The sequence below is a fragment of the Mesorhizobium sp. URHB0026 genome (genome assembly GCF_054059755.1).
The window spans coordinates 2,107,278-2,118,682 of the sequence record NZ_JBSSCN010000001.1; the positions used below are offsets into that span (position 1 = coordinate 2,107,278).

The following is an 11,405-nucleotide window of genomic DNA, read 5'->3' on the forward strand; positions in this document are numbered from 1 at the left end:
GCCGGCGGACCGTCACCTCCTCTGGAAACGGACCGGTGCAAAGGGATGACATTGCAGGACCTGACCTGGCTCAACCCGCCGCCGCACCATGCGATCGAAGGTGATGGCGTGCGCGTGCGCACCGGCAAGGAAACCGATTTCTGGCGTGAGACCTTCTATGGCTTCTGGCGCGACAACGGCCACTTCCTGTATCGGCGGGTCGAGGGCGATTTCACCGCCGAAGTGACCGTCAAGGGCGACTACGAGGTGCTTTACGACCAGGCCGGGCTGATGGTCCGACTGAGCGAAACGCAATGGATCAAGGCCGGCATCGAATACACCGATGGCCTTGCCTATTTCTCCGTCGTCGTCACCAACGACACTTCGGACTGGTCGCTGGTGGCCATTGCCGCCGGCCCTGACGGCGTCAGGATCCGCCTGACCCGCCACGGCGAGGCGGTCCGCGTCCAGTATCTCGACGCTTCCGACGGTCATTGGAAGCCGGTGCGGCTCGCCTATTTCCCGACCTCGAGGATGATCGATGTCGGCGTGATGTGCTGTTCGCCGCAGCGGGAAGGTTTCGAAGTCACGTTCTCCGGATTTTCGGTCGGCCCGCCGATTGCGCGGGATCTGCACGACTGACCCTGGCAACCGGGCTCCGCGTGGCGTGTGCGAACGGACCGGTAGGACATTGCGACCCCAGTGCGCTCCAGCGCTCGGCATAGGCCTGGAAGCGTTCGGGAACGTTGTCGGTCTTCCACGTCTGGTGCAGGATCCGCAGGACCATCGGCGGCTCATGGGGTGCTCGGAGATGGCTGGTCGTCATCGCCGTCACTGTCCAGGGCAAGCCCGACGCGGACGGCATCGCGGATCGCTTGCGGGCCAAACCTTGCCCATACGGCCTGATGGGCGCGCACGCGCTGCCTTGCCCGGCGCCCGGCGTCGAGTGAAAGTTGGACGGCCATGGCGCCCAGGCCTTCGTCGCTGGCCGACAGCAGCACCTCGTCGTTCTCGACCAGGCCCAGGCCCTCGGCCGCGAGCGGTGTCGCGATCACCGGCACCCCCCAGGCCATCGCCTCCAGGATCTTGATGCGCGTGCCCCCGCCCGCCCGGAGCGGGACGATGCTGAGATGCGCGCCGGACAGGAGCGGCGCCACGCTTTCGGGATCTTCGACGAGCTCGACATCGGGCAATCCGCCCAGGGCCAGCACGGGCGGTTCCGGGCCGCGTCCGGCTAGAACCAGCTTCGCGTCGGGCAAGGCCTGGCGGATGCGGGGCAATATGGTCCGGGCCAATCGCCCGGCGGCGTCGACATTCGGAGGATAGCCGAGATGACCTATGAAAAGGATCACCGGAAAGCCGCTGTCGGCCGACGGTTCCGCGGGCAGCATATCGGGAATCGCCTCGACGTTGGGAATTCCATTGGGAACGACATCGATGGGCATCGTGCGCCCGGCAACGCGCATCAGCTTCTCGCGGTCCTCGTTCGAGCAGACCCAGACCCTGTCGACAAGGGCGAGCGCCTTTCTTTCGAGATGCCTGATGCCAGGCCGCGATGCGGCCACGGAAAAGCGCGATGCGGTGGCTTCGGCGCGTTTCATCTGCGCGGACAGGTCGGACTCGACATTGTGCATATCGAGGATGAGCTGCTTTGCCAGCGAGCGCAAAGGCCGCAGCAGCTTGAACAGGCCGATGCTCTCGACCACGACGGTGTCCGGGCGGAACTCCAGGATCAGTGCTTCCAGCCGCGCCAGCGCCGCGCGCGAAATGCGATGCTCCTCCCTTAGGCGCCACCATCCGATGGAAGCCGTCCGGGGCTCTCCCTCGATCGACAGCGCCTCGGTGCGGATAAGCGGATCGGGCGCGGTCATGGCGATGGCCCTGGGCCGCACCGAGGCCAGGCAGACCGGTCCCAACGCGGCCGCCGCCACGGCATTGCGATAGTTGCGCAGATCCGCGCCGGAAGTCGGCGGAAACGCCGGCTCATGGCACACGATCAGCACGCGTCGCCGGCTGCCGTGCGCCGGCATGTCGACGTCGGGCCGCGCGCTCAAAGCGGACGCCCGACGCTTCGCGCCAGGAGTAGCGGCGCAAGCTCTTTCTCGGACGACATTAACGAGGCCTCCGCCACCTCAGAAATCAGCTTCGACTTGTTTAGCCGAACCGTGCCTTCGTCAAGCGCTGGATCATGGTCTGATGCCCGGCGCGCTTGCCTTGCGGATCGGCCGCAATGCGGGTCCGGCTGGGACCGAGCGCAAAGGCTTATCGCCTGGACCAGGCCAGCCAGCGGGCCGCCAGGCGCCTGCGCAATGAAGTGAACCGTGTCCGTCTGTAGGCGTCGCCCGCCATCTTGATGCCTTGCGCCTGTGTCGGGAATGGATGGATGACGTCGGCCAACGCATGCAATCCCATGCCCGACCGGATAGCGAGGGTCACCGCGTTGATCATCTCGCCGGCATGGCTGGCGACGACCGTCGCCCCCAGGATGCGGTCGGACCCCTCCCTGACATGGATCTTGACGAACCCTTCCTCCTCGCCGTCCATCACGGCGCGGGCGACATCGTGCATCAGGACCGTATAGGTCTTGACGGGAATGCCGTTGCGCCGCGCCTCCAGGGGATAGAGACCGACATGGGCGATCTCCGGATCGGTATAGGTGCACCAGGGGATAACCAGTTCGCTGAGCCTTTCGCGGCCGCGAAACAGAGCATTGCGCACGACGATGCGCGCTGCTGCCTCGGCGGTGTGGGTGAACTTGTATTCGAGGCAGACGTCGCCCGCCGCGTAGACATGTGGGTTGGTGGATCGCAGATAATCGTCGACCTTGATGCCGTTGACGTCATAGGCCACTCCGGCCTCATCGAGGCCCAGGCCATCGACGTTGGGTGAACGGCCGACGCCGGTGATGATCTCATCGACCGAAATCGTCGTCATGTCGCCATCCCGCATCAGGTCGGCGGCCTTCTTTCCGCCCTCCATCCGCACCGCCACCACTTCGGTGTTCAGCCGCACCTCGATCCCCTCGCGTGCCAGCGCATCCGAAAGGATCTGAGCGGCGTCGCGCTCCTCGCCGGGCAGGAACATCGGATCGCTCTGCGCCAGGATGACCTTGGCGCCGAGCAGGCAGAAGGCCTGCGCCATCTCGCAGCCGAGCGGCCCTCCGCCGATGACGAGGAGCCGCGGCGGGCATTGCGTAAGGTCGTACATGGTCTCGTTGTCGAGATAACCGGCCTCGGCAAGTCCTGGGATCGCGGGCCCGCTGGCATGCGCCCCCGTCGCGACCAATGCCTTCTTGAAATGGAGGGTCCTGTCCGCGACCACGACGGTGTCCGGTCCGCCGAAGCGCGCTTCGCCGAAATAGAGGTCGATGCCCTCGGCTGCGACGGAAACGGCCGAATTGGCACGGCTGATCCGCTGCCGTATCTGCCGCATCCGTGTCATCGCCCGTTGAAAGTCGACGCGAAGGTGGTCTGGCGGGTCGCCGCCAAAGCTCTCGGCATCGCGCATATCGGCATAGAGCCTGGCCGTGCGGATGATCGACTTCGACGGAATACCGCCGACATTGACGCAGGCACCACCGATCAGCCCGCGTTCGATCAGCGCGACCTTTGCGCCAAGGCTCGCGGCGTCACGCGCGGCGGTCAACCCGGCCGGCCCGGCGCCGATGACGACGAGATTGTAGAGGCCGTTCGGGGTCGGGTTCTTCCAGTGCGCGGGATGCGCGCCCCTGATCAGTTCGACGTCGTTGCTGTCGAGAGGGAAGACGGCGGTTCTCGTCGGTTCACGCGACATCGCGCCCTCCGGATACCGGCCGCGACAGCCATCCGCCGGTGAAACCCGCCTTGTCCAGGCCGCGACGGATATGGGGATTGGAACGCATCAACTCCCAGATCAGTCCGGAACGGTGGTTTTCGATCATCATCACCGCGATGCCCTGGTCAAGCCCGTAATGGCCTTCCGACACCCAGCCGGCGCGGCCGAATTTGCGCCGGTTGGCCAATGTCGGGTTGAAACCGCTCGGCAGCCGGAAATTGTCGAGTACCTCCGGATAACGATCGACGAGGTGACGCAGCGCCGCCAGGCAAATGTCCGGCGCAAAGGGCAACGACGCCGGATAGGACCATGGCGCGATTGTCCCGTCATCCGGTCCGAAAGGCGCGCCGCGCGCGGCATAGCCGGAAAACCTGTGGGTCCGCCGCTCCACGCTGGCGCGGAAGCCGCCCGGTCCGTCTCCGGCCGAAAGGCCCCACAAATTCTCGCCATAGCCGTCAAAGCCGTAAGGGTTGTGCCGGGCGTAGTCGCGGTGAAGGTATGTCGAGCGGCGGCTGTTTTCGAAATAGTCCGAATTCTTCTCCCGCATGAAAGCGTCGCGGATGCCGGAGAAATCGATCCAGGCATGCGAGAACTGGTGCATGAACAGCGGCCCGCCATAGAGCACGTCGTGGCCGTAGATGTTTTCCCATTGATAGGTCGCCGTCCAGGCCTCGTAGCTGTCGTCCGAGGTCGGGCGGTCCGGAGAGGCCATCGACAGCACATAGAGGATCGTCGCCTCGTTATAGCCTTCCCAGCCATAATGCAGAAAGCCGCTCCTCGGCTTCCAGCCCTGGCGGAGCGTCGGGCTGCTGCCTTGCGCCCATCGCCAGTCGACCCGCCTGTAAAGCGCCTCGGCCAGGTGGCGGATTTCGGCTTCGTCGTCGCTGTCGCCGGAAAAATACGCGCTCGCCACCAGCATGCCGGCGATCAGCAGGGCGGTATCCACCATCGACAGTTCGCAGCGCCAAACGCGCAAGCCGCTCCTCATGTCGAGAAAGTGGTAGTAAAAACCCTTGTGGCCGGTGACGTCGTGACCGCTGCCTTGCGTGCTGGTCTGGAAAAAGCGTAGCGCCGCAAGGGTCAGGCGGGCAGCCGCGTCGCGCGCTATCCAGCCACGTTCGACGCCGATCGGATAGCAGGACAGGGCGAACCCGACGACGGCGATGCTGCACGGCGAATTGGGCCGCGACGTGTCGGCGACCAGCCCGTTGTCGGGGTTCACGTTCTCCAGAAAATAGCCGAAGGCGGCGCGTTGACAGTGGTCCAGCAGTTCGTCATCGGCCAGCGCGGCGGGATCTGCTCTAAGCAAACGATAAAAACTCCTGCCTATTGGCGGCAACGCCCTGCGCCGGTACGGTGACATCGACCAGAAGGGCATGATCGCTGAAGGCGATCGCTTGCGCCTGTTCCGGCATCGCGGAGGCCGCATCCAAATGGTCTACCATTGCTCGGCTCAGGTAATCGGGACTTCCCATCTTCACCCATGGCGTCTTGGGGTTGGCATTTGCTGCATCGACGCATCGGATGGTTGCCATGTCGGGCCGCCGTGCATTCTCAAGTTGAATCTGCACGGTCTCGTTCGCGATCGGATGCCGCGGCAAGGCGAAGTTGGAAATCAGCACGGTCAACGAATTTCCGTCGCGCACACACCAACTGTCGACGGTGGGGTGATTGCCTTGAGTCGACAGGATTTCGGTTCCAAGGCCATGCAGCATTTCGAAGGCACGGTAAGCCGGTTTGGCGACGCCGTGAAGGTTCATCAGGCCGAAACCACCATGAAAGGGCAGGGATGGAAAATAATTCTCGTCGAGAATATCCGAAAAGGCTCAGTAGCTGTAGCCCTGAACCAGCCCTCTCGCCTCCATTCCTCGCCCTGGACGCCGAGGTCGCGGCGAAAGGTCACGCCCGTGGGACTGTCTGAAATGTTTGCCGTTTCTGCACCTTCCATACCGACTAGACGCCGGCGATGGCATATTCGTTGCCTGCTCACGCGGATTTGTAGTGCATCAGTAGGTGGCGCGGCCGCCCGAGACGTCGAACACGGCGGCCGTGGTGAACGAGCATTCCTCCGAGGCGATCCATGAGATCAGCGCCGCCACCTCCTCGACCTCGCCGAACCGCGCCATCGGTATCTTGGAGAGCATGAAATCGATGTGCTCCTGCTTCATCTGCTTGAAGATCGCGGTGCGCACGGCGGCCGGCGTCACGCAATTGACCGTCACCTTGGTCTTGGCGAGTTCCTTGCCGAGCGACTTGGTCAGGCCAATCACCGCCGCCTTCGAGGTGCTGTAGGCGGAAGCATTGGGATTGCCTTCCTTGCCGGCGATCGAGGCGATGTTGACGATGCGGCCATAGTTGCGCTCGAGCATGTGTGGCACCAGCGCCTTGTTGCAGTAGAAGACGCCGTTGATGTTGATGTCGATGACCCCACGCCAGTCCTCGACCGAATAGGACCAGGTGGTCATGTTGGGGCCGGTGATGGCCGCACTGGTGACCAGTATGTCGACCCCGCCGAAGGCTTCGATCGTCGATCGTGCGGCGACCTCCACACTTGCCGCATCCGCAACGTCCAACGTCACTCCACGCAGGCCGGGAACAATGGCTTTCGCCTGTTCGATCTGTGCGGGATCGCGATCCCAGACGCAGACGCGCCCGCCTTCGTCGACGATCCTCTGCGCGACCGCGAGGCCGATGCCCGAGGCGCCTCCGGTGATCACCGCCGACCGGCCGGCGAAGCGTCCCGCAAAGTTCATCGGCATGTCATTCCCCTGTCCATGTTGGCTGACCCGTGTGACGCCCCGCCCCAGGGAGTGTGAGGTTACCGCGGGCCGAGTTCAAGCCGGCATGCGGCCGGATCGTCTGGGCCAATCGGACGGATTATGGCGCGGCTCCTTCGAACTGGTCGCGCAGCTTTTCCACCATACCCACCATGGCGGGCCGATTTCGGCATACCCATGGACCAAGGAACATCAAGGGCAGCGACTCGTTCCCGATGGGCAGCCGGAGCGCGCGTCCGATTGGTCGGTTGCTGGCAAGCGGTCTCTCGGCGATCGCCGCGCTGTAAGACAAGGTGACCGGATTTGCCATTGAGCACGGGGTGCGATAGGTTATATTGCACTGCACAATGGAGACGCCGTTTCTTGTACGACCCTGTTTGCGGAAATGCCGGCTGGTTCGCGGCCTGCCGATCCTGGGTCGTGTCGACGGGACCGTGAGATGAAAATTCCCAAATCCCTGCTCGTCGATCCCGAGAAGAATTCGGTCTATGGCAGCTTTGCCATTGCCGTTTCGATCTGGGCGTTCTCCTATTCCGTCATTTTCGGCCAGGTGCTGATCCTGGCCTATTATGCCGTCTGGCTTCCGCTCATTCTGGTCGACTACCAGCGTTTCCTGCGGCAACTGTCCAGCGCCTGGCTGCCGCTGCTCTTCGCGGCCTATATCGGCTTTTCCGTGTTCTGGTCGCAGGCGCCCGGCGTCACCGCCAGAACGGCGGTCCAGTACTTGTCCCATATCGCCTGCGCCTATGTCGCCGCACGCACCGTCAGCGTCCGCACCCTGACGATAGGCGCTCTGGTCGGCATATTCTTCGTCCTGCTCTATTCGCTGAAGGTCGGCGCCTATTCCGAGGATGTCCTCGACGGCACCTATAATTTCGTCGGCGCCTTCGCCTCCAAGAACCAGATCGGCTTCGTCGGCTCGCTCGGCATCTATTTCTCGGTCGTGTTCCTTGCTTTCCTTCGGCGTGGCCGGCTGAGTTTCATGCTGACCGTGCCGGTCGTGCTGTTGTCGGCCTATGTGCTGGTCGTCTCGCATTCCGCCACCTCGATGGCCTCGATACCGGCGGTTCTGGCGCTGGTGGCGCTTCTTGCGATGAGCAAGCTTTTGTCGCGACGCTACCGCCGGGTGATCTTCCTGGTCGGCGCCGGCATGATCGTCGTGGTAGCCATCGTCGCCCTCAATCTCGGGCTCATGGACTTCGTGCTTGGCATCTTCGGCAAGGATTCGACGCTCACCGGGCGGACTTATCTTTGGGAGCAGGGCTGGAACGCCGCGATGCGATCGCCGATCCTTGGCGTCGGCTATGCCGCCTATTGGGTGCAGGGCTTTGCCGAGGCGGAGCGGCTGTGGAACGAGTTCTACATCAGCACCCGCACCGGCTTCCATTTCCACAACACCTATGTCGAAGCCCTTGTCGAACTCGGCTTCACCGGGGCCGTGCTGATATCGCTGATCATGCTGCGCACGCTCTTCGGCCACATCGCGGCGGTGATCTTCAAGACATGGCAGGCCGAATCGGTGGTTCTCATCGGCGTGATGGTGCTGCTGCTCATCCGCTCCTTCGTCGAGGTCGAGATACTCAACCCCTACATCATGGGTTCATTCCTGATGTATTTCAGCTTCTTCAAGCTGGCGCGGTTGCCGGTCACCCGCACGCGATGGTCACCGGCTTTCGAGCCGGCGGATGCGAAGGCTGGACAGGCAGCTTGGCCTCACCGTCCCGCGGCAGCCGAGTAATGACGAGTGTCCGCTAAAGCCATCGCGGGAAAACGCGTAGCGGTTCCGTTCGGAATTGCGTCAACAGCCATTCTGGTTTTCCGGTGCTGAAGATCAATCAGCAAAAGCCTCCGCCAAGCAGGCTTGGCGGAGGCTCAAAGTTCTTGCGCTATGGATCGTACGCGGCGGGCCGCGCGACGGTTCCGCGTCTCTACTGGCTGGCCAGCGGCGCCAGCTTGATCTTGATCACATCGCCGGGCAGCACCGGTGTGTCTTCCTTGGCGGCGATTTCGGTGGTCTTGCCGTCGACATCGCGCACCAGCGAATAGAGCAAGGTAGGGTGCTGGTCGTTGGTAATGGCGGCCGTCGTCGCGGGATCCGTGGCCTGGGCTATCAGGCCTTTTTGCATATTCACCTTCAGCGCGGCCTCGTTCAGGTCGGCTTCGGTCTGCTGGCGATCGGCGGCGAGGGTCGAACTCAAGGTGTTCTGGGCGTCGATGGCGTCCTGCGTCGCCTTGCTGATCGCCTGCTTGGCGGTCAGGATGGCTGTCTCGTAGTCCAGGATCTTGCCCTGCAGGTCGGTGACGGACTGCTGCGAATCCAGAAGCCTCGCATTGGCCACCAGGCCCTTCTGGGCCAGCGGACCGATGCTGGCTAGCTGTTGCTGGGCCAGGTCGACCTGCTTCTGCTGGTTGACGATCTTCTTCTGCAGCGATTCGATTTCGGCCTGCAGCACACCCTTGAGATCATCGAGCGCCTCGAGCTTGAGCTTCAGCGCCTTCTGGTCGGCGGTAAGGATTGTCATCTCGTCGGCGACGATGGTCGGCAGCCGGGGATCGCCTTCGACCTCCTTGGGTGCCTCAAAACTCGTCTTGCCCGCCATGTCGGCGTCGATGCGGGCGCGCTTGACGATCAGCCGAACGCGCTGGTCGTCGGAGATATCGAAATTGCCCTTGGCGGTCACCAGGTCCTTGCCGAGCTGGGGACCGTAGTCGGCGTTGCGCCTGATGCCTCCGGCGACGCTGATCGCTTTCAGCACCGTAAGATCGGGCACAAAGGGAAATTGCCCGGGATTCTGCACCTCGCCCGAAATGTAGAAGGGGCGGAACTGCGCCATTTCGACCGAGGCTTCGGGCTTGTCCGATAAAGCGAGCTTGTGCTGCAGCGCCTCGCCGATCGCCGCGGCGACCTCCGCCGTGGTCTTGCCGGCCGCCGGCAACTCGCCGACGAAAGGCACCGACAGCGTGCCTGCCGGGCCGATCGTATATTGGCCATTGACCGACGACCAGTCGCGGAACGTGCTTTCGACGGTCTGCCATTCGGCGATGCGGATGGTGAGCTTGTCCTGGGAGCCCAGACGGTAATCGTCGGCGGGGGCCATCTGGGGAAAAGCGAACGACATCGCAAGGCAGGTCGCCACGAGTCGCGAGCGGCCGGAAAGCGGGCCGCTGCCAAAGGCTTCGAAAATGTCTATCTTCAACTGAGCGTTCCGATCCGTTTTAGCCCCCATCGCCCGATGAGCTTGCCGCCGGATGCCTTGATCCTGCCGGCCGATCAGTAAGAACCGCGCGACATCCAGACGGCCGGCACTGTTCTGATGATGATGCGAACGTCCTCGAACAGCGACCAGTTCTCGACATAGTGGCGGTCGAACGCGACGCGGCTGTCATAGGAAACGTCGTTGCGGCCGCTGACCTGCCACAGGCCGGTCAGCCCGGGCCGGGACTTCAGATAGTAGACAGCCGCGCTGCCATAGATTTCAAGTTCGTCCCGGACCACCGGGCGAGGCCCGACAAGGCTCATGTCACCCTGGAGGATGTTGATGATCTGCGGCAATTCATCGAGGCTCAGCTTGCGCAGCACCGTTCCGACGCGGGTGACGCGCGGATCGTTCTTCAGCTTGCGGGTCGCTATCCATTCCGCATTGGCCTCTGGATTGGTCGCGAGATAGGCGGCCAGCACCTTGTCGCCGTCCGGAACCATGGTGCGGAACTTGAGGCAGGAGAAGAGCCGTCCGCCGCGCCCGATTCGGCGGTGACCGTAGAAAACCGATCCGCCATCGGAGAATTTGACGAGCAACGCTATCATTATGAACAGCGGGCTGAGCGCGATCAGTCCAGCCAGCGAACCGACGATGTCGAAACTCCGCTTGATGAGGCCGCCGATCGGCGGCGGAAAGTCGGTGTCGGCCTGCGAAAACCCCGCCGTGGCCGACTTGGCAATATCCCTCATACGGAAACTCCATGCGTTCAACGAATGGTTTACCGCACGATACCAAAAAAATGCTGCAGCGCAACACACAATTTCCCACGCCGCTGAAATAGTCGCGTCATGAATTGACCAAATAATAAGCTAGTCCTGCTCAAATTTCGGAATTTTTAGCACATTTGTGACAATAAATGGGCAAGCATAAAAAAATCCGGACGTTTTTGGGGCGATTTTTGGGCGGTGCGTTCCCACTGTCGGGATCCGGAGCATACGAGTCCTTAACGGCGACGCTATATTCTAGACTATTCACCTAAAATACCATCTAATATTACGGGTTGTACTCCAGATTTACAATGGCTGCAGGTTGAGTGAAATGCGGCCGGGTGCGTTGCAGCATGGCAGAGTCGAACGCGTAAGCTCAATCAAAAATATGTGCGGTTGCCCTTGCCGCCTTCTGCTCGCCTTAATAGAATTGCAAATTATACCTGTTACGGTGGCGACAGGTTGAAAGGCCGGAAGCAACCGGTCGAGAGCGGGTGGTTTAACAAGCCCGCATCACAAGGGACGGCGCTCGGGTGGGGCTATCGTTGGATATACCCGAGCCGGTTTATGGGCTGTTGGGTATGTCGCTTCCAAAATTCATCGTTGGGATGCTGTTCGCGCTCGCGATCGTCGTCGCCTGGTCCTGGCTGGGTGGAGCTTCGCTTGGCACGACACTGCTGCGTGTCATCATCTGCGCGGTGGTCATCCAGACCGGTTATTTCGCGGTCGTCTATGCCATGATCGCCAGGAGCGCGCCAACGCCTGCCGACAGGCTGCGCGAAGCCGAGAGAAAACAGAACTCCACCGACGTGCCCGAGGGCGAGAAGCTGGGCAGCGTCCGGCGGGGGCTGCATTAGATCAACGGGGAC

At 62.5% G+C, this 11,405-nt stretch carries 10 protein-coding genes; 3 read left to right on the plus strand and 7 right to left on the minus strand.

Annotated features, from left to right (window positions below; genetic code table 11):
• The first annotated feature begins 45 nt into the window (after positions 1–45).
• Positions 46–621: a DUF1349 domain-containing protein gene (locus ACVWWD_RS10640; protein ID WP_352552794.1), complete on the plus strand. Its 576-nt coding sequence runs from the start codon at positions 46–48 to the stop codon at positions 619–621.
• Positions 622–773: 152 nt separating this feature from the next.
• On the opposite strand, the gene ACVWWD_RS10645 is transcribed toward ACVWWD_RS10640, so the two are convergent.
• The 5 genes from ACVWWD_RS10645 to ACVWWD_RS10665 all read right to left on the minus strand — a co-directional run bounded on the left by ACVWWD_RS10645 (position 774) and on the right by ACVWWD_RS10665 (position 6,551).
• Complete coding sequence (locus ACVWWD_RS10645; protein WP_352552796.1) at positions 774–2,033, minus strand: glycosyltransferase family 4 protein; 1,260 nt, start codon at positions 2,031–2,033, stop codon at positions 774–776.
• Positions 2,034–2,241: 208 nt separating this feature from the next.
• Positions 2,242–3,771 carry a mercuric reductase gene (locus ACVWWD_RS10650; RefSeq protein ID WP_023781682.1) on the minus strand — a complete coding sequence of 510 codons (1,530 nt, stop codon included), beginning with the start codon at positions 3,769–3,771 and terminating at the stop codon, positions 2,242–2,244.
• Positions 3,761–5,101, minus strand: coding sequence for a glucoamylase family protein (locus tag ACVWWD_RS10655; RefSeq protein WP_352552798.1), 1,341 nt, complete (start codon positions 5,099–5,101; stop codon positions 3,761–3,763). The genes ACVWWD_RS10650 and ACVWWD_RS10655 overlap by 11 nt, the downstream gene beginning before the upstream one ends.
• Positions 5,094–5,606: a GH39 family glycosyl hydrolase gene (locus ACVWWD_RS10660; protein ID WP_352552811.1), complete on the minus strand. Its 513-nt coding sequence runs from the start codon at positions 5,604–5,606 to the stop codon at positions 5,094–5,096. Before ACVWWD_RS10660 ends, ACVWWD_RS10655 begins: the two co-directional genes overlap by 8 nt.
• Before the next feature lie 192 nt (positions 5,607–5,798).
• A complete protein-coding gene (locus ACVWWD_RS10665; protein WP_023772459.1) occupies positions 5,799–6,551 on the minus strand; it encodes an SDR family NAD(P)-dependent oxidoreductase in 753 nt (250 codons plus the stop codon).
• Positions 6,552–7,008: 457 nt separating this feature from the next.
• Here ACVWWD_RS10665 and ACVWWD_RS10670 point away from each other — a divergent pair, with 457 nt between their 5' ends.
• Complete coding sequence (locus ACVWWD_RS10670; RefSeq protein ID WP_023792867.1) at positions 7,009–8,307, plus strand: O-antigen ligase family protein; 1,299 nt, start codon at positions 7,009–7,011, stop codon at positions 8,305–8,307.
• Between the two features lie 190 nt (positions 8,308–8,497).
• Here the strand turns inward: ACVWWD_RS10670 and ACVWWD_RS10675 are convergent, their stop codons facing one another.
• Together ACVWWD_RS10675 and ACVWWD_RS10680 are read right to left on the minus strand one after the other, a co-directional pair.
• Positions 8,498–9,754: a polysaccharide biosynthesis/export family protein gene (locus ACVWWD_RS10675; RefSeq protein WP_352552812.1), complete on the minus strand. Its 1,257-nt coding sequence runs from the start codon at positions 9,752–9,754 to the stop codon at positions 8,498–8,500.
• Between the two features lie 86 nt (positions 9,755–9,840).
• Positions 9,841–10,518: a sugar transferase gene (locus tag ACVWWD_RS10680; RefSeq protein WP_015314232.1), complete on the minus strand. Its 678-nt coding sequence runs from the start codon at positions 10,516–10,518 to the stop codon at positions 9,841–9,843.
• A 599-nt stretch (positions 10,519–11,117) separates the two neighbouring features.
• Between ACVWWD_RS10680 and ACVWWD_RS10685 the strand changes: the two genes are divergently transcribed.
• Positions 11,118–11,393 carry a hypothetical protein gene (locus ACVWWD_RS10685; RefSeq protein ID WP_023772463.1) on the plus strand — a complete coding sequence of 92 codons (276 nt, stop codon included), beginning with the start codon at positions 11,118–11,120 and terminating at the stop codon, positions 11,391–11,393.
• Positions 11,394–11,405 lie beyond the last annotated feature (12 nt).